Genomic DNA, 23,555 nt, shown 5'->3' on the forward strand with positions numbered 1-23,555 from the left:
CGGGTAACCGCTACTCAAAGCAGGCGCTGCGCTCCCGGCACTCGTCGCAGCTTGGCGACCGGCAGATAACTTCCCCCTGCTGGAGCAAACAGCGCTGACGGTAAAAGAACTTTTTCCAGCGCATATTGTGTTCGTTCATCGCCACCAGCTGCGGAAAGCAGTCGATCATCAGCAGGCGCAGTTCGGCGCGCGACGCAAGGCCCAGATCCTGCCAGAGATGGTTAAACGCCAGCGAAACCTCGGCGATAATCTGCGCCATCGGCCCGGCCTCCTGCTGCATCCAGCCCGCCAGCCACGCGCCCAGCTGCTGGCGCTCCTCTTCGCGGGTAGCGTTGAGTTCGCTCATCAGGCGGCGGCGGGTTAGCGCCTCGCCGTCCAGCGGCGTCTCCGCCTCGCCCAGGCGTCGCCGCAGCGCCTGCCAGTCGCGCGGGCTAAGCCCCATGCGCAGCGGAAAGCTGCCTTTCCCCGCGTGGTACAGCAGCCATAAGCGCCGCAGCCAGTCGAGCGGCGGCATCAGGCGACCCCCTTATGCGGCAGCGCGGCAGGCCAGCTCCCCCGGCGCTGCTGCCACCACGCGGGCAGCACTTCGGAGACCGGCCGCCACGCGCCGTCAACGCACGGTTCAATGCCTTCCTGTTCCAGCATTTGCCACGGCGTATGGCCGATACGCACGCAGAATACGGCTTTAACGTCCGCCAGCAGTTCGAGGATCGCCGCGAACCGGGCCGCGTTATCCTGCGGCTCGCACTCTTCGCGCCCCTGACAATATTTAGGCGTAAACCGTTCGTTGACCAGCACCATGCCGGCGGCCGAGAGGCTGTAGATAGAGAACCGGTCGGTGTGGCCAAAGTGGCAATCAATCACGTCCCCGCGGCTTGACGCCACGGCGACCAGGCAGGCGTCATCGGCTTCAGATTCGCCGCGGGTGGCAATGCTGGCGTGCAGCTGCGCGCGCTGGTGGAGGATTGGCAGCCAGGCCGGGAGGCTCTCCGGGGCCGGAAGCTGGGTAAACTGCTGGCTGCGATCTTCGCCAAGCATCCCGATGGCGTCGGCGCGGCACTGGTGGCAGTGGGTCATCTGCGGCATCACTTCTCCGCACCGGCTGCGGGTGGCGGCGAGCGTCTCTGCGTCCGGCTCCGGCTGGCCGTTGAGGCCAAACACCGTGCCGTGCTCCGGCCTGGCGATCAGCGGCATAATATTATGGATAAACGCGCCGCTGGCCCGCAGCGCGCTGCTCACGTCGGCCATGCCGCTATCGTTGATGCCGGGGATCAGCACCGAATTTATTTTCACCAGCACGCCCTGGGCGGTCAGCCTGCGCACGCCCTCCAGCTGACGAGCAATCAGAATCTCTCCCGCTTCGCGTCCGCTGTAGCGCTCGCCGTCCAGCCATAGCCAGGCGTAGATTTGCGCGGCAATCTCCGCGTCGAGGGTATTAATGGTGACCGTGACGTGGTCAACCCCGACGTCCAGCAGGCGGTCCACCGCGTCGGGCAGCATCAGCCCGTTGGTCGACAGGCATAACTTCAGGTCCGGCAGCTGTTCGCGGATCAGCTCCAGGGTACGGAAGGTGCGGGCGATATTGGCGAGCGGATCGCCGGGGCCGGCGATGCCGACCACCGAAAGCTGCGGGATCGCCTGTGCGACCTGACGCACTTTGACGACCGCCTGCTCAGGCGTGAGCAGCGTTGACGATACGCCGGGGCGGGACTCATTGCTGCAATCGAATTTGCGATTACAGTAATTGCACTGCAAATTGCAGGCGGGCGCGACGGGCAGATGCATCCGCGCGAAACGGTGATGCCCATTACGAGAGTAGCAGGGGTGCGCGGCAGCTTTATCGGCCACAAGCGGCGTCAGGGCGCTGTCATCCGCCGGGCGGCAGGCTGGGCCGCCAGAAAAAGAGGAGCAGGAAGTCATGGTCATACCTTCGTGGTTGGGCGATACCTTCCTGCTGCAAATGCTATACCAGAGGGGATTTTTACAACGCTATGAAAAATAAACGCTTTAACTGACTGCCGGCCAGGTAAAATTGTCGTAATTCCGCCGCGCTGGCGACAATGTCCTGAATCTCACATAACGCTTCACAGTCGCGGCATGGTGATATCCATGATCTGAATGCGATACGCCACCTGACGCGGCGTCATCCCGAGCAGCCGCGCCGCTTTGGCCTGCACCCAGCCCGCTTTCTCCAGGGCGGCGATCAGCCGCTGGCGCTCGTCGAGGCTGTTGTCGAGCCAGCCGTCTTCCGTCTGGCCGCCGTTGGGCAGCGCTTTCGGCGGGTTATCGCGATGGTTGAACAGAATCACGTCCCGGTCGATCAGGCCGCTTTCCGACATCACCGCCGAACGTTCGAGACAGTTTTCCAGTTCGCGGACGTTTCCCGGCCAGCTGTACTCCATCAGCAGGCGAATTGCCCCATCGCTGATGCGCAGCGTTCGCCCCTGGCTGTGGGCGATTTTACGTACCAGAAAATGCGCCAGTTCGGCGATATCCTCCTGGCGCTCGCGCAGCGGCGGCAGCGCGATAGGCATTACGTTCAGGCGGTAGTAAAGGTCTTCACGGAAATGCCCCAGCCGCACCTCCTCTTCCAGATGGCGGTTGGTCGCCGCGATGATGCGTACGTTGACGCGCAGGGTTTCATCGCCGCCGACGCGCTCCATCTCTCCTTCTTGCAGAATTCGCAGCAGCTTGGCCTGAAACGAGGCGCTGCTTTCACCGATTTCATCCAGGAATAGTGTGCCGCCGTCCGCCAGCTCAAAGCGGCCTTTCCGCTGGCGCACCGCGCCGGTGAACGCGCCTTTCTCATGGCCGAACAGCTCGCTCTCCAGCAGATTGTCCGGCAGCGCCGCGCAGTTAAATTTGACGAATGCGGCGGCGGCGCGCGGGGAATTATGATGAATGGCGTTGGCGATCAGCTCTTTCCCGGTGCCGCTCTCGCCGCGCACCAGCACCGTGGTATCCCAGCGGGAGACCTGACGGATAATGTCCATAATCTGCCGCATCGCCGGGCTTTTGCCGACCATATTCTCCAGGCCGAAACCGCGCGAAGGGGTACAGGCGCGCGGGCGCTCAACTCGGGGGCTCTGCTGCGGCGGCTGCGGGGCGGAGGTCGGCAGAATCATCAGGCGAATCGTCTGGGCCACCAGATTGGCGACGGTTTCGAGAAAGCGCGTGCAGGCGGGTAGCCGCTCTTCCTGACGAGCCATCGGCTGCGCCGCCAGTACGCCGATGGGCCGGGAATGAGGGCCCATCAGCGGAACGGCGATAAACGGCAGGTCGTAGTCGTACAGGCTCAGACGATCGAGAAAGCGCTGGTCATCGGCGACGCGCGGCAGCACCAGCGACTGGCCCTGCGCCAGCACGGTACCGACCAATCCTTCCCCCGGCCGGTAGCGAATTTGCGTACTGCCGGGCAGCGTCTGGTTTTCCGTTTGCTGCAGCGCTTCGATGCTCAGGATCTCCTGCTGGCTGTCGTACAGGCAAATCATCCCGTGCTGCATAAACGCATCGTTATGTAAAACGCTCAGCACCTCCTGCAGGGTCTTGCTCGCTTCGGTAGCGCGGCTCAGCACCACGCTTATCCGCTGCATGGCGGTAAACTGCTGGGAGAGATCGAAGCGCCTGACGGTGGTGTCCGAATCGGATTTATGGATCATTGCTCACCTCCGGTCAGGGTATCAAAGAGCGGGAATCGCAGAATGAGGCTGGTGCCTCCCTGGGGTCGAGAAGCCAGTTCAATCGCGCCGCGGTGGTAGGCGACCAGCGTTTGGATCAGCCGCAGCTCCATCCCTTTGCCGGGAGAGTTTAAAGCATCGGGTGAGTGGGCGTAGCGCACCTGCAGCAGCGGTACATTGTCGTTGAGATACAGCGAGAGCCAGCCCTCGTCCTCTTGGGCATAAAGCTCGATCTCCAGCGGTACGGAGGGCAGTTCAGCGGCGAGGGCCAGCGTCCGATCGAGCCATAAACTTAAGCAGGCCAGCATCTGGGTACGCTGGCCGAAGCCGACCAGATGCGGCGATGCCATGTCAACCCGCAGCCGCGCGCGGTCGTCAAAGCGGGTGCGGTAGAGGGCGTACAGGTCGTCAAAGAAGGGCTGAAGCGGCCAGACGGCGCTGCTTTCCAGCTCGAGAGAAGGGCGGCAGCGCTGCAGTCGCGCCATGGCTTCTTCGCCTTCGCGCCATGCCGCGTCCAGCGCCACGTTGCCGCTGCCTTCGCCGTTCAGCCGACGGGCCGCCGCCAGCATATTGATCGGGCAATTAAGCTGAATCAGCGCCGCGTCCAGCGACTCGCGAATGGCGGCCAGCAACTTTCCGGCGGTCATCTGCTGCTTCAGACGGTCGAGACGGCCCTGCTCCTGCTGCTGGCGCTGCTGGGTACAGTCGGCGATCACCACCAGCGTGCGCGCCGGGGCGCTGTCGACAAAATAGCGGCTGGCTTCTTCGCTTACGCCGGGCAGCGCCCAGCAGGTCACCGACAGCCAGCGGACCGCGCCGCGAACCACCACCGGCAGGATTTGCTCCGCGCCGGGCCCCATTTTGCGCGGTGAAATCTGGAGCTCGACCAGCAGCTCTTTTCCGCCGCAGTCCGCGCAGTACGTTTTGTAGGCGAGATTATCCATCACCACCCGATCCTGCTCATCCACCACGACCACGGCGGCGGGGATGTTGTTGAGCACCGCCTCCATCAGCGTCATATGATTGCGCAGCCGCTGTTCCAGGGTATAGCTGACGCTGATATCCCGCTGCATCGCCAGATAATGCTCCAGCTCGCCCTGGGGATTCAGCACCGGCGTGATGTCGATATCCACCAGATACAGGCCGCCGTCGCGGCGCTGATTAATCAGCTGGCCGCGCCACGGCTGGCGCTGAAGCAGGGTTTGCCACATCTGCTGGTAGATTTCTCGCGGCGTCTGGCTGCTGGCCAGCAGGCGCGGGTTTTGATTGAGCAGTTGCGCCAGCGAATATCCGCTCTGGCGGCAAAACGCCGGGTTGGCGTAGATAATATTCGCCCGGGCGTCGGTGAGGGAAATGGCTACCGATGCCTGTTCGACCATCGTAAAAAATAGCCCCGGATGTTGTTGAGTCAGCGCACCGGCAATCGCCTCGGGTACGGCGTTATCGAGCATCATATTCAGGGTCATCGCAAACTCCTGTGTCGCAGTTATGACAATTTGTCCGACACCGTGACGAGAACGCCGCGGCGTTTGTCGAATCTCGATAACCATGCAAAGCGTGCGCCCTTATCGGCGTGATAAGCAGAAACATTGATCCGGTAGGGGAAAACCCAGCGCTTTTTTCATTTTAAGCGGCCCGCCGGCCCCGCTGCGGGCGGCGGGAGGGCGCGGAAGCGATCGTTTTGGGGCAGGGGTGAGCCGCGATAGTGCAAAGAAACCTGGCACAGCCTTCGCAATACCTCTGCGAGAACGCGTGTTTTCAACCCCCTTTCCGACAGGAGCGCAATATGGCGAACATTGGTATTTTCTTTGGCACCGATACCGGTAAAACCCGCAAAATCGCGAAAATGATCCACAAACAGCTGGGCGAGCTGGCGGATGCCCCGGTCAACATTAACCGCACGACGCTGGACGACTTTATGGCCTATCCGGTGCTGCTGCTGGGCACGCCGACGCTCGGTGACGGCCAGCTGCCGGGGCTTGAGGCCGGATGCGAAGGCGAATCATGGAGCGAATTCATCCGCGGCCTCGACGACGCCAGCCTGAGCGGGAAAACCGTGGCGCTGTTCGGCCTCGGCGACCAGAAAGGCTACCCGGACAACTTCGTTAGCGGGATGCGTCCGCTGTACGACGCTCTGCGCGCGCGCGGCGCGCAGATAATCGGCAGCTGGCCAAATGAGGGCTATGAATTCAGCGCCTCTGCGGCGCTGGAAGGCGAACGCTTTATTGGGCTGGTACTGGATCAGGATAACCAGTTCGACCAGACCGAAGCGCGTCTGGCGAGCTGGCTTGAGGAGATTAAACGCGCGGTGCTGTAGGCGTTAACGGGTAGCCGCGAGGCTACCCGCACAGGCCCGGCTGACGGGAAATCGTTTGTTCCAGCCACTGGCGCTGATGGCGCTGCTGGCTCTGCTGCCAAAGATAATCGCGCGCGCTCTCCAGCGCCTGCTGCGGCTCCATGGGCGCGGCGGGACGAATTGCTTCACACCATAAAAGATGCCACCCCAGTTCGCTGGCTACGGGGAGGCTCAGGGCATTTTCCGCCAGTGAAAACAGCGCGGTCTCAAGCTGGGGATAGAGCAGCCCGCGGCTAATCCAGCCCAGACGGCCCTCTTCCAGGGCGCTTGGGCAGTGGGAGTGGCGGCGAGCCAGCGGAGCAAACGCGTCCCGGGAGGCGTTGATTTGCCGATACAGGCCGAGGATCCGCTGGTGTACGGCTTCGCGGTCGCCATCGACCGTCAGCAGCAGGTGGCGGGTCAGACGCTGCTCCGGGCGCATAAACTGCGTCTGGTGGCGCAGGTACCAGGCCTGCACCGTGGAGAGATCCGGCTGCGGCGCCTGGCGGGCGATATCGGTAAAGCCGACCTCCAGTCGGGCGTGATGCAGCACGATGGCTGCGCGCTCCGGCGGCGTAAATTCCCCCTCGTCGAGCCAGACGGCAAGGGAGGCGGCGATATTCTCCAGCAGCGCCGCCGGAATATCGCTTTCCGGGACCCGCGCGACGATCGCCTGCTCCATGCGGCACTGACGTTGCCAGGCCTGTTCAAAAGCCTGCGTATCGTCCGGCTCCAGGGCCGTCGGGTCGCTATTCCAGCGGCTGCGCGCCAGCCGCTGCCGGGCAAAACGTTGCCATGGGTTCATTCTTCTCTCTCCTCTATAAGGGTGATGGCCCGCGCCGGAACCCTGAACCAGCGGCCGCTAAAGTCCACGGTGTAGCTGTCGCCGGTCTCTCCGCGATCGGTCGCCTCGATGCGTCCCCGCTGGCCGACGGCCACGACGACTTCGCCGTTGACCGCGAGCGCCATCTGGCAGGCGACGTTATCACCGTATTGCAAGTTTCCGGCCAGCCACGGCTGGGTGATGGGGATCAGCTCCTGTTCGCGGCAGCCGATGATCCGATCGCTCTCCGGAAAGTGGATCTGGTAGATAATTTGATCCTGCAAAAAAACGCCCCAGTCGCGCACAAAGCCGGTGCTGCCGCGCCTGACCAGCAGCGCGCCGGGGGCGAAGCCCGCCACGGTGCCGTCGTTACGAATCGCGCGTACGACGCGGACCTCTTCGCTAAAGGTGAATTTCGGTCTCATGTTCCGCTCTCCTGAAACTGTTGCTGATAGCTCTCCGCAAGCAGTCGTCGCGCCAGCAGCCAGTGAGCGCGGGCGTTTTCCTCCAGCCGGTTTTGCAGCGGCACCTCGGCGCGCAGTTTGCGGTGAAAGGTTGCCAGCACCGGCAGGCAGCAGCGGCCAAGCAGCTCGGGCTGATAGGGGACGGCGAAAAACTGGAAAAAGGATTCGGCGGAGCGAAGTTCGTCCACGCCGGGAATTTGATAAAACCACTCCATCATTACCCCCTCGCCCGCAGGGCGGATTCACCGCACAGCTCGTCGTAGATAGCCACCAGCTCATAATCTTTCGGGCTGCGCTTCCAGTTCTCGGCGAAGCGGCGGATGGCGGGCAGCAGCTGGTTAATTTGCGCGGCGTTAAGGTGATAGCCCATCTGGTCAAATACGCCGTTGACCGCCTGACGCCCGGAGTGTTTACCCAGCACCAGCCGGTAGCTGCGGCCCATCAGGGAAGGGGCGATCGACTGATAGCTCTCGCTGTCGCGCAGCAGCGCCGCCACGTGGACCCCTGATTCATGGGTAAACACCAGCTCGCCGACCAGCGGCTGCTGCGGGTCGATGGCGCGCTGGGCGGCTTCGGCGACCCTCTGACAGAGCGCGGGCAGCGCCGGAAAATGCACGCCGGTCTTCACGCCGAGGCAGCGCTCCAGGCCCAGCGCGACGGTTTCCAGCGCCGCGTTGCCCGCCCGCTCGCCGAGGCCGAGGATCGTCGTATTCACGCTGGTGGCCCCGGCGCTTACCGCCGCCAGCGTATTGGCGGTGGCCATACCCAGGTCGTTGTGGGCGTGCATTTCGATTTCTCCGGACCAGACTTCGCGCAGGGCCGAGATTTGCGCCGCGGTGGTGAGGGGGTCGAGCAGGCCGACCGTGTCGGCATAGCGCAGGCGGGCGGCGCCGCACTGCTGCGCGACCTCGGCGATAGCGTGCAGGGCCTGGACGCCGGCGCGCGAGGCGTCCTCGCAGCCGATGCATACCCGCAGACCGAGCGTATGCGCAAGGCGGATAAACATCGCCAGCCGCTCCAGCAGCACCGTCAGCGGCTCGCGCAGTTTGTACTGCCGCAGCTTATCTGAAGCCGGAATCGAAATATCCACCCAGTCAACGCCCAGATCGGCGCTCTGGCGGATTTCCAGCGCGTTCATCCGGCACCAGGTCATCAGCGTCGCGTCGGGCAGCTGACGACGCACCAGCTGGATCCGCGCGATCTCCTCGTCCCCCATCGCCGGGGTGCCGACCTCCATCGCCGTAATCCCTGCGGCATAAAGCGCCTCGGCAATGGCGACCTTTTCGCTGGTGCGAAAGGCGACGCCGGGGCTCTGTTCGCCGTCGCGCAGGGTGGTATCGTTAATCAGCACGCGTCCCATCAGCCACCTCCGCCTTAGCCGTAAACCGGCGTGAAGACGGCGTCCGCCGGGCGCGGCTTGCCGTTGTGCCAGTAGGGCGACAGCGCGCGCAGCCGGTCGATAATCGGCGGCAGCGCGGTGACGACGTAATCGATCTCTTTCTCCCGGGTGTAGCGCGAGAGGGAAAAGCGGATGGTGCCGTGGGCGGCGGTATAGGGGATATTCATCGCCCGCATCACGTGGGAGGGTTCCAGCGAGCCTGACGTGCAGGCGCTGCCGCTGGAGGCGGCGATCCCGGCCTGGTTGAGCAGCAGCAGAATGGCCTCACCCTCAATAAACTCAAAGGCCAGATTCGCCGTGCCGGGCACCCGCGGCTGGCTACCGCCCATCACCATGACCGACGGCACGCTGGCCAGCAGGCGATGCTCCAGCCTGTCGCGCAGCTGGCCGATATGCGCCATTCCCGGCAGATGAATATTCGCCAGCTCGCAGGCCGCGCCCATGCCGACGATTCCGCAGATATTTTCCGTCCCGGCGCGCCGACCGTACTCCTGATGACCGCCGCGCAGCAGCGGGCGAAAGCGCGTTCCCCGGCGCAGATAGAGGCAGCCTACGCCTTTTGGTCCGTGAAACTTATGCGCCGAGCAGGAGAGCATGTCGATGCGGGTCTCGCCCACGGCAATCGGCATTTTGCCCACTACCTGTACCGCATCGCAGTGAAACAGCGCCCCTTGTTCATGGGCCAGCTCCGCCATTTCGGCGATCGGGAAAAGCACCCCGGTTTCGTTATTCGCCCACATCACGCTGACCAGCGCGACGCGCGGGCTGAGCGCGGCGCGGAACTGCGCCATGTCCAGCGCCCCCTCGCTATCCACCGCGATGCGATGAATCAGATAGCCCTGGCGCTCCAGGTGCTCGCAGGCCGCCAGCGTCGCCGGATGTTCGACCGCGCTGGTGATAATTTCGCGCCGCTCCGGCAGCAGGGCGATGGCCGAGGCGATGGCGGTGGCGGTAGCTTCGGTGGCGCAGGAGGTAAAGATGATCTCGCTGGGATACTCCGCGCCCAGCAGCGCCGCGGTCTGTTGATGCGCGCGCTCCAGAGCCGCCTGGGCCGGTATGCCAAAATCGTGTATCGACGAGGGGTTGCCGTAAAAGTCGGTCAAAAAGGGCATCATCGCTTCCAGAACCATCGGGTCCAGACGGGTGGTGGCGTTGTTATCGAGATAAACCTGTTTCATCTTGTCCCCCTAGGGTCAGTTAACCGCGGCTCAGGCCGCCACCACTTCCATATAACAGCCGGTACGTTCCATCAGTTTTTGCTGCAGCCAGGCCAGGGTCATATCGGTCATCATGCAGCCGCTACAGCTGCCGGAGAGGCTGACGGTCACCTGGTGGTTGGCGACGCTGAGCAGCGACATATCGCCGCCGTCGGCCTGAATATGCGGGCGCAGTTCAGCGATGGTCTCGACGACGCTCTGCCAGTGCGGATCTTTGCCGCTGGCCGCGGCGGGCGGCGTCTGCGGCGGCTGCGCGAGGATCTCCGCCAGCGCCAGCTCGATTTTTTCGTGGCAGGCGGTGCAGCCGCCGCCCGCTTTGGTGTAGTTGATCACCTCTTCAAGGGTGGTCAGGCCGTTGTTCTGCACCGCGCGGCGAATGTGTCCTTCATCGACGCCGAAGCATTTGCAGATCAGCTTGCCCTCCTCATGCTCTTCCTCCAGGCTTTCGCCGCGAAAGTTGGCGATGGCCGCGCGCAGGGCCTCCTGGCCCATCACCGAGCAGTGCATTTTCTCCGGCGGTAGCCCGTCGAGATAATCGGCAATCTGCTGATTGGTTATCTGCCCGGCTTCGGCCAGGGTATGGCCGATAATCAGCTCCGTCAGCGCGGAGGAGGAGGCGATGGCGCTGCCGCAGCCGAAGGTCTGGAAGCCCGCTTCCTGGATAATTTCGCTTTGCGGGTCAACGCGCAGCATCAGGCGCAGCGCGTCGCCGCAGCTTAATGACCCCACATCGCCTACCGCGTTGGCGTTGTCCACCACGCGCGCGTTGCGGGGATTAAAAAAATGGTCTTTCACTTTCTCGGAGTAATTCCACATGCTGTCAGCTCCAGGGATGATGACGGAAAACGCCGGGGCGCGGTTCACCGCAGGAGTGCGGTGGCGTTAACGAACTAGCAAATGCGATACCAGAGAATAAAATGCAATATTTTCAATTTGTTATATTTTGCCCTGACAAGATGCGCCCGACAGTGTCGGGATGTTTTGTGGGCTTTGTCACACAAACGACACGGCTAGCGGCGCGGGTCCGGTTCCTCATGCCACTCCTGTTCCTGCAGCAGACGGGTAAAGCGCTCCGGGTCGCGCTGGCGCGCATTTTTGCGCTGCCCTTTGTCGTACCAGTAAAGCTGGATCTCCTGCAGTAAGCCGACGATGGTAGTGTCGGCGGGAACGCGTTCGGCGCGGACGCCGACCTGCAGCAGCTGACGAAAAACCGCGTCGCCAATCGCCACGCAGAACAGCGTGACGCAATCCTCAAGGGCGTGGACCCGCCTGGCGATCTTCTCCGTCTGGTGGCCGTTCTCAACGGAGAAATCAACCACCCGGATCAGGGTGACCCGATCCGCCTTGACGCCGTATACCACCAGCCGCGGCGTGGCGCCAAAATGCTGATCGACATGACGATAGTCGGAACTGGCGAAGGCGACCTTCATAGACCACTCATCGGAGTGGACCATATCAAACTGACGGTTAATCGGCGGCATAGGCGCCTCCTGTGGAGAGTGAAGATTCGGTGTTCTGGCGAAGCGGCGATCGGTAGCGGGCGAGGTGGTGATGGCGCTCGCGCATCAGGTTTGCCAGCTCGAACAGCGTATCGCGCATTCCGCTGTATCCCTGACGCACCCGGCGGAATTCACCGAGCTTGTCAAAGATCGGAAAACCCGCGCGCACCAGCGGCAGCGCAAACTGCTCCGCCAGGTCGCAGGCGTGGGAGTTGGCCACCAGCAGGTCGGCGGGTTGGGCGCACAGCAGCGTTTGCAGATCCTCCAGATCTCCCGGCACCACGCGTTCCACCGGCAGCTGGCGCAGGCTGGGATGGCCGGTAGGAGCCACCAGCGGGCCGGGCTGCATCCCCTGGCTGTTGGCGAAATCACACCACGCCGCCAGCAGATCGCCTTCCGCCGCTATCGCCATGCGCTGGCCCTGAAGCCACATATGACAGTCGATCATCGCATCCTGCAGCTGACCGCGCTGGCGCTCCAGCCACGGGGGAACGGCGCGTCCGGAAATTTTCGCCAGTTGATGAATAAAGGCGTCGCAGCGATCGAGGGTCATCAGGTGCGGCAGGGCGATAACCTCGCCCCGGCAGCGCGGGGCCAGCAGCGATGACGCGCGGTGGAGGGAGACGCCAATGGCGAAGCTGCACAGGCTTTGTCCCATCTGTTCTATCTGGCGCAGCGGCGTCCCGCCCTGGGTCAGCGGCGAGAAATCGCCTTGCGCCAGGTGCCCATCCATCGATTGTGCCAGGTCCGGCAGGATTATCGGCTGCAGACCAAAGGCTTCGACGCATCGGCGCAGCCACTCGATATCGCCCGGCGAGCAGAGGTGGCTGACCAGCAGGTTGACCCGGCGATTGCGCTGAGCCGGGCGCGGCGTCGGCGCAACCCACTGCTCAATGACGCTCTCGAGCACCGCGCTGAAGCCGTTTTCCATGGAACCATAAAAATCCGGCGTGTTAACGGTTAATATCGCCACGCCCTTGTGCCGGGGATACTCTTCGCGAAACTGGCGAACCACGCGGGAAATGTCGCTGCCCTGAGCCTCAGACAGCCCGGTACTGAGCAGCACGATAGCCTGCGGCGCGTTGCGCTGGCAGAGGGTATCCAGGGCGGTGAAAATATTGCCGTCCGCGCCCATAATCGTCGAGGTGGGGTCCATCGCCGTCGACTGCAGGGGAACCGGGTCGTGGAAGTGTTGAATAAAAAAGACTTTGGCGAAGGCGCTGCATCCCTGCGCGCCGTGGACCAGAGGAATACTGTGTTCGATCCCGAGGCTGGCGAGGATTGCGCCGAGCGGCTGGCCGGTCTTGATCGGGCTGACCGCCAGCGGTTTATCGGTGCGGAAAATGTCTGCCATGGTGAACTCCTTAGTGCCACGGGGCGCGGGCATGGGTTTGCGGCCAGATGGGACTGTCGATGGTCTGACACAGCTGGCGGGCGAGGGTGACGATCCCCTTGTAGCCGGCAAAGGCGTGTTCGCGCTCCTGATTGATATCGAGAAACGGCAGCCTGGCTTTATAGGCGGTGTACATATTGCGTCCGCCGGCAATCATCAGGTCGGCCTGATAGCGATAGACCACATCCAGCAGCGTGCGGGCGTTGCCTTCTTCCAGCATTACCGCCTCTTCACCCATCAGCTCGCGGATCCGCTGTTTATCCTCTTCGGTGGATTTACGCGTGCCGGTTGCCACCACGGTCATGCCCAAATCCTGAAGCGCCGAGACCACCGACCAGGATTTCACCCCGCCGGTATAGAGCAGCGCTTTGCGGCCGCGCAGCCGTTCGCGCCACGGTTGTAGCGCCAGTTCCGCCGCCTGTTCCTCCCGCGCAATCAGCGCTTCGGTGCGCTGGCTAAGGTCGTCATCGCCCAGCAGCGCCGCCAGCTGGCGCAGGGCGTCGGAGGTGGCGCGGATCCCGTAGAAGCTGCCTTCGAACCACGGCGTGCCGTAGCGCTGCTCCAGCGCTCTGGCGACGTTAATTAGCGCCCGCGAGCAGACCAGCATATTGGCCTGCGCCCGATGCATGGTCTGGATCTCGGCGAAACGGCCATCGCCGGAGAGGCTGCCGAGCACGCGGATCCCCAGCTCGTCGAGCAGCGGCTGAATATGCCAGAACTCGCCGGCAATATTGAATTCGCCAATCAGGCCAATATCGTGACGCTGCTCCGGGGCAAAGGGCGTGCTCTCCGGCCAGGGCGCGGGCTCGCGCTGACCGATTACCCGTTTCACCATGACTTCGCCGGCCAGCCGGTTACCGAGATTTTTACTGCCGTAAAAACCGGCGGCGTCAATGGCGATAACCGGTACGCCGGTGGCGGTCTGCGCGGCCTGGCATACCGCTTCCAGGTCATCGCCCTCCATGGCCGGTACGCAGGTGTTGTAGATAAAGACCGCCGCCGGGTGATAACGGGTGACGATATGGCGCACGGCGTGAAACAGGCGACGTTCGCCGCGGCCCATAATCACGTCCTGTTCGTTGAGATCGGTGGTGAACCCGAGCCGATTCAGGGTGGGGCCGGAGCTGGCGCTGCCGCGGTTATCCCAGGAGCTTCCGGCGCAGCCGATGGGGCCATGGACCAGATGCGCCACGTCGGCAATGGGCAGCAGGGTTATCTGCGCGCCGTCGAACGCGCAGCCGCCGGCGGTGGCGCCGGGTTTGGGCACGCTGCAGCCGGATTTTTGTTTATGGTTGTGTTCACAGGCCGGTTCATCCAGCAGCGCCAGAATTTCATTTCCCTTCATAGTGACCTCGTTGACGGTGGGGGATGAGGGGGAAGATGCAATTCGCGCTCCATAAGCAGCGCCTTGATATTTAAAGAAAAAGGGTTGTTGGCTTTGCGACAAAGCCAACAATCGGACAAGGGATGGCGGGGCGTGTCTTGTTTTGGCGAATAATTGTTTTGGCGAATAATAAGATAAGTGGAATATTCCGTTCACGGCGATATCGCGCTGGCATGGCTATTTGTTGCTGGAAGGCTGGCAGCGAGGGGGTTAGGCGCATCAAGAAAATTGGCGAGAACGCAGGCGCGCATCCAGGACTGGCCACCAGGACGGTGGCCAGAGGGCGGTCGAGACAGGGAGGTCGAGTCCGCCCGTTCCGCCAGATGAAGCCGGAGTGGAGCGTACCGCGCAGCGGCAATTTTCAGCGCGATGCCGGGGGTCATGGGGGGCGGGCGAAACGCCCCCCATGCCGTTCACCCGCAGCGGTCGTCATCAAGAAGCCCGGAACAACCGTGAACGGAATATTCCCCTGACCGTAACGTGGGGAACGCGTCCATGCGCGAAAAAAAGCCCGCGGGGTCAGCGGGCAACAAGCACAAAACAGGGATTAAAAAACGCGCGCCTCCAGAGGGTTCTCCCGGTTAAGCCGCTTCGCCAGCCACGGCGGCAAACGGCCGGCCAGCAGCGTATTGATCGCCTCACACTGGGCATGAATCGTCGTCCCGGGCTGCGCTTTCATCGGGTGGATCCGGTGGCGGATCAGCCGGGCGGCGGCGGGCCCGCCGATCTCCTGACAAAACAGCAGCTGGCAGTCTTCAATCAGCCGGGCGCGCACTTCGCTGGCTTCCTGCTGGGTGGGCGAGGAGGGATAGCGGCGCAGATCGTGCAGCCAGCCGCCTTGCTCATCGAACGCGTAGATAAAAAACAGCCGCCCCTGACCGAAATGGCCGTTAATCATCAGGCCATCCTGGGAGCAAAACGCCGCCAGCAGCTGCGGCGTTCGCTGGGCAGGGTGAACGATGCGTAAATGGGCGGGCAGCGCGCCCTGCAGGCTCGCCATCACCCGCGACCAGCGAGCGGGGGACATCACCGCCGTCGCGGAGGGAAAGCTGGCGGCCAGCTGCGGCTGGGTCAGGGTCGCCAGCCGCGCCGGGGTCAGCGTCTCGCCGCACTCCTGCGCCAGCCAGTCGACAATTTGCGCCGGCTGCAGGTCCGGCAGGGACTGAAACAGCGCCAGCATGCGCCAGAAAAGGGTATCGTTGTCGGACATCTCCAGCTCCTTATATCAACGCGCCGCGCGTCGCGCGCAGGCTTATCGGAAAGGCGGGGCGCCCCGGCTGCGGATTGACGTAGTAGCGGCGTCCCCCTTCCAGCGAAATCGCGCCGCCCCAGCGTTCAGCGTCGTTATGCTCAATCTGCAGCACTCGCGCCTCCAGATCCTGTTTCGCGATATAGGCGTACAGGTCCGCGCCGCGCTCACGGAAAATCACGATGGGCATACTCCCTCCTGGCCCCGCATGACGCGGGGCGCCTGATGGTTAACGGACGAGATCGAAACTGTAATCGGTTTTGCCCAGCTGGCTGGTATCGCTATCCAGTTTCTCCAGCACGGCGTTTACCAGCGTCGTCACAATGTTCATCGCCCCTTCATAACCCCAGGTTGTCTGGCGGTGCAGATGGTGGCGGTCGAACAGCGGAAAGCCGAGGCGGATAAGCGGTACTTCAAAGGCTTTGCCCTTCGCCAGGGTGTCGCGCTGGATAAACTTGCCGTAGGAGTTGCCGATCATAAAGTCCGGCTGACGGGTGAACATCAGCGAACGGAAGTGCCACAAATCGCAGTTGATAAACACTTCGCTGTCGCGCCCGTACGGCGAGGCATCAAGCATTTTCTTCATCGCTTTTTGCCAGCGTTTGTTGGCGTTATGGCTCAGGATCACCGTCGGCTCGCAGCCCAGCTCCAGCAGGAAGCGGGTGAGGCCCATCACGAAGTCCGGGTCGCCGTACAGGCCAAATTTCTTGCCGTGCAGCCAGGTGTGGGAATCGAGCATCATGTCAACCAGCCGGCCGCGCTCAAGGGTGAGGGCGTCGGCGATCGGCTTGCCGCTAAGCTGGCTGACGGTCATCAGCAGTTCATCGGTAGCGGCCAGCCCCAGCGGAATCGCGACCTCGGTGGCGGGCTGGTTCCACATCTCCTGCACCACTTTTTTGCTCTTCTGCAGCTGCCACGGCTGCAGAAGCAGCGTATCGATGGCGTCAGGGGCCTCTTTCATCTCCTGCTGCGTGGTGCCGCCGGAATACATCCGATAATGGCCGTCGGCGGGCGTGTCGAGAACTTCTGACGGATCGGAGAGCAGGCTGCACGGCACCGCCATCTGTTCCATCATTCGCTTTAATACGCGGAAGTTGCCGAGATAGGTTTCAAAGCCGGTCACCAGATTGAGCTTCTGCAGTTTGCCCGGTTGCCCCTGGTAGTCCGCAGTGAAGGTTTTGGCGAAGCCTTCAAACATGTTGTCCCAGCCGGTGACGTGGCTGCCGATAAAGCTTGGCGTATGGGCATGGGGCACGGCGATGCTGCTATCGACGAAGCCATCTTTTTTGGCGTTGGCGATAAACGCCTGCAGGTCATCGCCGATGACTTCCGCCATGCAGGTGGTGGAAACCGCGATGATCTCCGGCTTGTACAGGGCGCTGGCGTTCTGCAGACCCAGATTCATGTTGTTGTTGCCGCCGAAGACCGCCGCGTCTTCGGTCATCGAGTCGGAGACGCAGGCGATCGGCTCTTTGAAATGGCGGTTAAAATAGGTGCGAAAGTAGGCCACGCACCCCTGGGAGCCGTGGACGTACGGCAGGGTATTGGCAAATCCCAGCGAGCAAAGCACCGCGCCAAGCGGCTGGCAGGCTTTCGCCGGGTCAACGGTCAGCGCCTCGCGCTGGAAATTCAGCGCTTCATACTCGGCGGTGGTGGTCCAGGCAAAGACCTCCTGCACGCGCTGGGCATCGTGCGCTTCCTCCAGCTGCCGCTTATTGCGGAACAGCTCCTGGTATTCATCCTGTTCGAATAGCGGATAGCAGCTATTAATTTTATCAATCGTTTGGCTCATGGTGTTCTCCTCCCGCGCCACAAATCGGTGAACAGACGGGACAGTGAGTGGGCAATCACGCAGACTTCAGCCACGGCGCGGTGAGTTCGTTCCACGCCGGGTTGTTCAGGGTCATATCCATATCGCGGGCGAAAATGGCGAAACCATCGTAGCCGTGGTACGGGCCGGAATAGTCCCACGAGTGCATCTGGCGAAACGGCACGCCCATTTTCTGGAAGATATATTTTTCCTTGATGCCGGAGCCGATAAGGTCGGGCTTCAGCGCCTTAACGAACGCTTCCAGCTCATAGCTGCTGGCGTCATCGAACAGCAGCGTGCCCTCTTTCAGATCCGGCAGGGTGCGGTCGTAGTCATCGTTATGGGCAAACTCGTACCCGGCGGCGATGATCTCCATGCCGAGATCCTCGTAGGCGCCGATGACGTGGCGTGGCCGCAGGCCGCCCATATAGAGCAGCACCTTACGCCCCTCCAGGCGCGGGCGATATTTGGCGATAATCGCCGCCATCTGCCCCTCATACCGGGCGATCACCGCTTCGGCGTTCGCGCGAATGGTATCGTCAAACTGGTCGGCGATTTTGCGCAGCGATTCGGCGATTTTGGTCGGCCCGAAGAAGTTGTACTCCATCCACGGAATCTGATGTTTCTCCTCCATATGGCGGGCGATATAGTTCATCGAACGGTAGCAGTGAACCAGGTTCAGCTTGACGAATGGGGTGTTCTCCATCTCCACCAGCGTGCCGTCGCCGGACCACTGCGCGACCACCCGTAGCCCCATCTCTTCCAGCAGGATGCGCGAGGCCCAGGCGTCGCCGCCGATGTTGTAGTCGCCGATGATCGCCACATCGTAAGGGGTGGTTTCAAACGGCTGTCCTTCGCGATTGTTGAGGATCCAGTCGCGCACCACGTCGTTGGCGATATGGTGCCCCAGCGACTGCGACACGCCGCGAAAGCCTTCGCAGCGTACCGGGATCACCGGTTTATCCAGCGCTTTGCTGCTGGCGTTGGCCACCGCGCTGATATCATCGCCGATCAGCCCCACCGGGCATTCCGACTGTATGGTGATCCCTTTGGTGAGCGGGAACAGCAGCTCCATCTCTTCAATCAGCTTGCTGAGCTTTTTATCGCCGCCGAAGACGATGTCGCGCTCCTGAAAATCAGAGGTGAAGTTCAGCGTGCCGAAGCTATCGACGCCGCTGACCCCGGTGTAGTAGTTGCGTCGTCCGGCGCGGGAATACTGGCCGCAGCCGACCGGCCCGTGCGAGATGTGGGCCATATCCTTGATTGGCCCGAATACCACCCCTTTCGAGCCGGCGTAGGCGCAGCCGCGCACGGTCATCACGCCGGGTTGTGATTTGCGGTTAGAGATAATGCACTTGCCGACGCTCTCCATTTGCGGATCGCTGACCATCATGTGCTTTCTGCGCTCTTTTCGCGCGGTTTCCGGGAACACCTCCAGGACTTCCTGGATCAGCGCCAGATTACGTTCGCCCGTTGCGTTGGTCATCATTATTGTCCTGTGCTCAGGCCGCGCTTTCTTCGGCGGCGGTTTTACCAATGATGCTGGTGTCTTCTTCTTCCATGATGCCGAACTCCATCAGCAGCGACTCCAGCTCATCCATGGTGCAGGGTGTCGGCACCACTTTCATGGTGTTGTTGACGATCTTCTGCGCCAGGGTGCGGTATTCGTTGGCCTGCTGGCAGGCGGGGTCGTACTCGATAACCGTCATTCGGCGGATCTCCGCGCGCTGCACGATATTGTCGCGGGGGACAAAGTGGATCATCTGGGTCCCGAGCTTTTCCGCCAGGGCCATGATCAGTTCGTCTTCACGGTCGGTCTGGCGTGAGTTACAGATCAGGCCGCCGAGGCGCACCTTGCCGGATTTAGCGTATTTAACGATCCCTTTGGAGATATTGTTGGCGGCGTACATCGCCATCATTTCGCCGGAGCAGACGATGTAGATCTCCTGGGCTTTGTTTTCGCGGATAGGCATGGCGAAGCCGCCGCAGACCACGTCGCCGAGCACGTCATAGAAGACAAAATCGAGATCGTCCTCGTAGGCGCCTTCTTCTTCAAGAAAGTTGATCGCCGTGATCACGCCGCGCCCCGCGCAGCCTACGCCTGGCTCCGGGCCGCCGGATTCCGCGCAGCGCACGTCGCCGTAGCCAATTTGCAGCACGTCTTCGAGCTCGAGATCCTCGACCGAGCCGACTTCCGCGGCCATCTCCATAATGGTGTTCTGTGCTTTAGCGTGCAGGATCAGGCGGGTGGAGTCCGCCTTCGGATCGCAGCCGACGATCATCACTTTCTTACCCATCTCCGCCAGCGCGGCGACGAGGTTCTGCGTGGTGGTGGATTTGCCGATACCGCCTTTACCGTAAATAGCGCATTGACGCATGGTCATGGTGACTTCTCCTGTGGTTGAGTGTTTGCCAGCAGAGAAGTGCAGGGAACATACCAGCCGTGCCTTTTTATTTATTTATCTGATTTTTATGAATTTATTAATTCATTGCCGCGCAGGGCGTAAAACAAAACGGCACAATAAGGCCACCAAATGTGGGAAACAGAACAATTCCGCCTGCCGGGGCCATTGTGGCGGTTTGTCGTCTGTTCAACAGCTTGTCGTCCCCTGTGTCTTGTTCCACGCAATCTCTCGGCGCGCTGCGTTGCCTTTATCTTCATAACGCGTTGAATTCGCGCTAACTCTTCGGTCATCCGCGAGCTGGCACAGGCTGTGCTTGAGGCAACAACTGGGTTTGCCGCTTATTTGAGGCGGCGAAGATGCCTCTCACCTTCGAGGATTGAACAATGTCCGGAAAAATGAAAACAATGGATGGCAACGCCGCGGCGGCCTGGATCTCTTATGCCTTTACCGAGGTCGCGGCGATTTACCCCATTACCCCTTCCACGCCGATGGCGGAAAATGTCGACGAGTGGGCGGCGCAGGGGAAAAAGAACCTTTTTGGCCAGCCGGTGCGCTTAATGGAGATGCAGTCGGAAGCCGGCGCGGCAGGCGCGGTACACGGCGCGCTGCAGGCCGGGGCGCTCACCACCACCTATACGGCCTCCCAGGGGCTGCTGCTGATGATCCCCAACATGTACAAAATCGCCGGTGAACTGCTGCCGGGCGTCTTTCACGTCAGCGCCCGGGCGCTGGCGACCAATTCGCTGAATATTTTTGGCGATCACCAGGACGTGATGGCGGTTCGCCAGACCGGCTGCGCGATGCTGGCGGAGAACAACGTGCAGCAGGTGATGGATTTGTCGGCGGTGGCGCATCTGGCGGCGATTAAGGGACGCATCCCGTTTGTTAACTTCTTCGATGGTTTCCGCACCTCGCACGAAATTCAAAAAATCGAGGTGCTGGAATATGACCAGCTGGCGACGCTGCTGGACCGGGCCGCGCTCGACAGCTTCCGCCGTAACGCGCTGCATCCGGATCATCCGGTCATCCGCGGAACGGCGCAAAACCCGGATATCTACTTCCAGGAAAGAGAGGCGGGTAACCGTTTTTATCAGGCGCTGCCCGATATTGTCGAAAGCTATATGGCGCAAATCAGCGCGCTCACCGGCCGGGAGTACCATCTGTTTAACTACACCGGCGCGGCGGATGCCGAACGGGTGATTATCGCCATGGGGTCGGTCTGCGACACCGTTCAGGAAGTGGTGGATACGCTGAACGCGGCGGGAGAGAAGGTCGGGCTGCTCAGCGTGCATCTGTTTCGCCCTTTTTCGCTGGCCCACTTTTTCGCTCAGCTGCCGAAAACCGTACAGCGGATTGCCGTGCTTGACCGCACCAAAGAGCCCGGCGCTCAGGCTGAACCGCTGTGCCTGGATGTGAAAAACGCCTTCTACCACCACGACGATGCGCCGCTGATTGTCGGCGGCCGCTACGCGCTTGGCGGTAAGGACGTTCTGCCTAACGATATCGCGGCGGTCTTTGACAACCTCAATAAACCGCTGCCGATGGACGGCTTTACCCTCGGTATTGTCGATGATGTCACCTTTACCTCGTTGCCCCCGCGCCAGCAGACGCTGGCGGTCTCGCATGATGGCATCACCGCCTGTAAATTTTGGGGCATGGGCTCGGACGGCACAGTCGGGGCCAATAAAAGCGCGATTAAAATCATCGGCGACAAAACGCCGCTCTACGCGCAGGCCTACTTTTCCTATGACTCGAAAAAATCCGGCGGCATTACCGTTTCGCATTTGCGCTTCGGCGACCGGCCGATCAATTCGCCCTACCTGATTCATCGGGCCGATTTTATCTCCTGTTCGCAGCAGTCCTACGTGGAGCGCTATGACCTGCTGGATGGGTTAAAGCCGGGCGGGACCTTTTTACTCAACTGCAGCTGGTCCGATGCGGAGCTGGAGCAGCATCTGACGGTCGGCTTTAAACGCTATCTGGCGCGGGAAAATATCCATTTTTATACCCTGAACGCCGTGGATATCGCCCGTGAGCTCGGGCTGGGCGGGCGCTTTAACATGCTGATGCAGGCGGCGTTCTTTAAGCTGGCGGCAATTATCGACCCGCAGACCGCGGCGGATTACCTCAAGCAGGCGGTTGAAAAAAGCTACGGCAGCAAAGGGGCGGCGGTGATCGAGATGAACCAGCGGGCGATCGAGCTGGGCATGGCCTCGCTGCATCAGGTGACCATTCCGGCGCACTGGGCGACGCTGGATGAGCCCGTGGCGCAGGCTTCAGCCATGATGCCGGATTTCATCCGCGATATTCTGCAGCCGATGAACCGCCAGTGCGGCGACCAGTTGCCGGTAAGCGCGTTTGTCGGCATGGAAGACGGCACCTTTCCCTCGGGCACCGCCGCCTGGGAGAAACGCGGGATCGCGCTGGAAGTGCCGGTCTGGCAGCCGGAGGGCTGCACGCAGTGTAACCAGTGCGCCTTTATCTGCCCCCACGCGGCGATCCGCCCGGCGCTGCTCAGCGGCGAAGAGCAGGACGCCGCGCCGGCCGGGCTGTTGAGCAAACCCGCTCATGGAGCGAAGGCGTACCACTACCATCTGGCTATTTCGCCGCTGGATTGCTCCGGCTGCGGCAACTGTGTGGATATCTGTCCTTCGCGCGGCAAGGCGTTAAAAATGCAGTCTCTTGATAGCCAGCGCCAGATGGCGCCGGTCTGGGACTATGCGCTGGCGCTGACGCCGAAGAGCAATCCGTTCCGGAAGACGACGGTCAAAGGCAGCCAGTTTGAAACCCCGCTGCTGGAGTTTTCCGGCGCCTGCGCGGGATGCGGCGAAACGCCTTATGCCCGCCTGATAACCCAGCTGTTTGGCGACCGGATGCTGATCGCTAACGCCACCGGCTGCTCTTCAATCTGGGGAGCCAGCGCGCCGTCGATTCCCTATACCACCAACCACCGCGGGCACGGCCCGGCATGGGCGAACTCGCTGTTTGAGGATAACGCGGAGTTTGGCCTCGGCATGATGCTCGGCGGCCAGGCGGTGCGTCAACAAATCGCCGATGATATGACCGCCGCGCTGGCGCTGCCGGTCAGCGACGAACTCCTCGACGCGATGCGCCAGTGGCTGGCGAAGCAGGATGAAGGCGAGGGTACCCGCGAGCGCGCGGACCGGCTCAGCGAACGGCTGGCGGCGGAAAAAGAGGGCGTGCCGCTGCTGGAGCAGCTATGGCAGAACCGCGACTATTTTGTGCGCCGGTCGCAGTGGATTTTCGGCGGCGACGGCTGGGCCTACGATATCGGCTTCGGCGGTCTCGATCACGTGCTGGCGAGCGGGGAAGACGTGAATATTCTGGTGTTTGATACCGAGGTTTACTCCAATACCGGCGGGCAGTCGTCTAAATCGACCCCGGTGGCGGCCATCGCGAAGTTTGCCGCGCAGGGCAAACGCACGCGGAAAAAAGATCTTGGCATGATGGCGATGAGCTACGGCAATGTGTACGTGGCCCAGGTCGCCATGGGCGCCGATAAAGATCAGACGCTGCGCGCGATCGCCGAGGCTGAAGCCTGGCCGGGACCGTCGCTGGTGATTGCCTACGCCGCCTGCATTAACCACGGGCTGAAAGCCGGTATGCGCTGCAGCCAGCGCGAGGCGAAACGGGCGGTTGAAGCGGGATACTGGCACCTGTGGCGCTATCATCCGCAGCGGGAAGCGGAGGGCAAGACGCCGTTTATGCTCGATTCCGAAGAGCCGGAGGAGAGCTTCCGCGACTTTTTGCTTGGCGAAGTGCGCTACGCCTCGCTGCACAAAACGACGCCGCATCTCGCGGATGTGCTTTTTAGCAGAACCGAGGAGGATGCGCGCGCCCGCTTTGCCCAGTATCGGCGGCTGGCCGGTGAGGAGTAGG

The 23,555-nt window shown here is 62.0% G+C and carries 20 protein-coding genes; 2 read left to right on the plus strand and 18 right to left on the minus strand.

What is annotated here, in order from left to right; all coding sequences use genetic code 11:
- Positions 1-10: 10 nt before the first annotated feature.
- The 4 genes from ABLU88_RS02705 to nifL form a co-directional block, all read right to left on the minus strand.
- Complete coding sequence (locus ABLU88_RS02705) at positions 11-514, minus strand: nitrogen fixation protein NifQ (RefSeq protein ID WP_014230039.1); 504 nt, start codon at positions 512-514, stop codon at positions 11-13.
- Positions 514-1,920 carry a nitrogenase cofactor biosynthesis protein NifB gene (gene nifB, locus ABLU88_RS02710; protein WP_348836142.1) on the minus strand — a complete coding sequence of 469 codons (1,407 nt, stop codon included), beginning with the start codon at positions 1,918-1,920 and terminating at the stop codon, positions 514-516. Before nifB ends, ABLU88_RS02705 begins: the two co-directional genes overlap by 1 nt.
- Before the next feature lie 164 nt (positions 1,921-2,084).
- On the minus strand, positions 2,085-3,659 hold the full coding sequence (nifA, locus tag ABLU88_RS02715; RefSeq protein WP_014230037.1) for a nif-specific transcriptional activator NifA: 1,575 nt from the start codon (positions 3,657-3,659) through the stop codon (positions 2,085-2,087).
- Positions 3,656-5,143 carry a nitrogen fixation negative regulator NifL gene (nifL, locus tag ABLU88_RS02720; protein ID WP_348836143.1) on the minus strand — a complete coding sequence of 496 codons (1,488 nt, stop codon included), beginning with the start codon at positions 5,141-5,143 and terminating at the stop codon, positions 3,656-3,658. The genes nifA and nifL overlap by 4 nt, the downstream gene beginning before the upstream one ends.
- A gap of 320 nt (positions 5,144-5,463) precedes the next feature.
- On the opposite strand from nifL, the gene ABLU88_RS02725 reads away from it, so the two are divergent.
- Complete coding sequence (locus tag ABLU88_RS02725) at positions 5,464-5,994, plus strand: flavodoxin (RefSeq protein WP_049070196.1); 531 nt, start codon at positions 5,464-5,466, stop codon at positions 5,992-5,994.
- A gap of 22 nt (positions 5,995-6,016) precedes the next feature.
- Here the strand turns inward: ABLU88_RS02725 and nifM are convergent, their stop codons facing one another.
- From nifM to nifH, 14 genes are all read right to left on the minus strand, one after another.
- Positions 6,017-6,817, minus strand: a complete 801-nt coding sequence (gene nifM / locus ABLU88_RS02730) for a nitrogen fixation protein NifM (protein ID WP_046877505.1) — start codon at positions 6,815-6,817, stop codon at positions 6,017-6,019.
- Entirely contained in the window at positions 6,814-7,260 is a 447-nt protein-coding gene (locus ABLU88_RS02735; RefSeq protein ID WP_046877504.1) for a nitrogen fixation protein NifZ, read from the minus strand. Before ABLU88_RS02735 ends, nifM begins: the two co-directional genes overlap by 4 nt.
- A complete protein-coding gene (locus tag ABLU88_RS02740; RefSeq protein ID WP_014230032.1) occupies positions 7,257-7,517 on the minus strand; it encodes a nitrogenase-stabilizing/protective protein NifW in 261 nt (86 codons plus the stop codon). The genes ABLU88_RS02735 and ABLU88_RS02740 overlap by 4 nt, the downstream gene beginning before the upstream one ends.
- Positions 7,517-8,659 carry a homocitrate synthase gene (gene nifV, locus ABLU88_RS02745; RefSeq protein WP_348836144.1) on the minus strand — a complete coding sequence of 381 codons (1,143 nt, stop codon included), beginning with the start codon at positions 8,657-8,659 and terminating at the stop codon, positions 7,517-7,519. Before nifV ends, ABLU88_RS02740 begins: the two co-directional genes overlap by 1 nt.
- Positions 8,660-8,673: 14 nt before the next feature.
- Positions 8,674-9,876: a cysteine desulfurase NifS gene (nifS, locus tag ABLU88_RS02750; protein WP_085520789.1), complete on the minus strand. Its 1,203-nt coding sequence runs from the start codon at positions 9,874-9,876 to the stop codon at positions 8,674-8,676.
- A 30-nt stretch (positions 9,877-9,906) separates the two neighbouring features.
- On the minus strand, positions 9,907-10,731 hold the full coding sequence (nifU, locus tag ABLU88_RS02755; protein WP_014230029.1) for a Fe-S cluster assembly protein NifU: 825 nt from the start codon (positions 10,729-10,731) through the stop codon (positions 9,907-9,909).
- A 194-nt stretch (positions 10,732-10,925) separates the two neighbouring features.
- A complete protein-coding gene (locus ABLU88_RS02760) occupies positions 10,926-11,396 on the minus strand; it encodes a NifB/NifX family molybdenum-iron cluster-binding protein (RefSeq protein WP_049104338.1) in 471 nt (156 codons plus the stop codon).
- On the minus strand, positions 11,383-12,768 hold the full coding sequence (nifN, locus tag ABLU88_RS02765; protein WP_014838918.1) for a nitrogenase iron-molybdenum cofactor biosynthesis protein NifN: 1,386 nt from the start codon (positions 12,766-12,768) through the stop codon (positions 11,383-11,385). The genes ABLU88_RS02760 and nifN overlap by 14 nt, the downstream gene beginning before the upstream one ends.
- A 10-nt stretch (positions 12,769-12,778) precedes the next feature.
- Complete coding sequence (gene nifE / locus ABLU88_RS02770) at positions 12,779-14,152, minus strand: nitrogenase iron-molybdenum cofactor biosynthesis protein NifE (protein ID WP_163462056.1); 1,374 nt, start codon at positions 14,150-14,152, stop codon at positions 12,779-12,781.
- Between the two features lie 586 nt (positions 14,153-14,738).
- Positions 14,739-15,401: a NifB/NifX family molybdenum-iron cluster-binding protein gene (locus ABLU88_RS02775; RefSeq protein WP_163462058.1), complete on the minus strand. Its 663-nt coding sequence runs from the start codon at positions 15,399-15,401 to the stop codon at positions 14,739-14,741.
- 10 nt (positions 15,402-15,411) lie between these two features.
- A complete protein-coding gene (nifT, locus tag ABLU88_RS02780; protein WP_014230024.1) occupies positions 15,412-15,630 on the minus strand; it encodes a putative nitrogen fixation protein NifT in 219 nt (72 codons plus the stop codon).
- A gap of 39 nt (positions 15,631-15,669) precedes the next feature.
- Complete coding sequence (nifK, locus tag ABLU88_RS02785; protein WP_163462060.1) at positions 15,670-17,232, minus strand: nitrogenase molybdenum-iron protein subunit beta; 1,563 nt, start codon at positions 17,230-17,232, stop codon at positions 15,670-15,672.
- Positions 17,233-17,287: 55 nt separating this feature from the next.
- Positions 17,288-18,736: a nitrogenase molybdenum-iron protein alpha chain gene (gene nifD, locus ABLU88_RS02790; protein WP_014230022.1), complete on the minus strand. Its 1,449-nt coding sequence runs from the start codon at positions 18,734-18,736 to the stop codon at positions 17,288-17,290.
- Positions 18,737-18,752: 16 nt separating this feature from the next.
- Positions 18,753-19,634 (minus strand): nitrogenase iron protein, encoded by an 882-nt coding sequence (nifH, locus tag ABLU88_RS02795; RefSeq protein WP_004852391.1) that lies wholly within the window; start codon positions 19,632-19,634, stop codon positions 18,753-18,755.
- A 404-nt stretch (positions 19,635-20,038) separates the two neighbouring features.
- Between nifH and nifJ the strand changes: the two genes are divergently transcribed.
- Positions 20,039-23,554, plus strand: a complete 3,516-nt coding sequence (nifJ, locus tag ABLU88_RS02800; protein WP_348836145.1) for a pyruvate:ferredoxin (flavodoxin) oxidoreductase — start codon at positions 20,039-20,041, stop codon at positions 23,552-23,554.
- Position 23,555: the final 1 nt, after the last annotated feature.

Origin of the sequence: Klebsiella sp. GW_Kp182 (assembly GCF_040062275.1) — a bacterium.
GTDB lineage: Bacteria > Pseudomonadota > Gammaproteobacteria > Enterobacterales > Enterobacteriaceae > Klebsiella > Klebsiella michiganensis.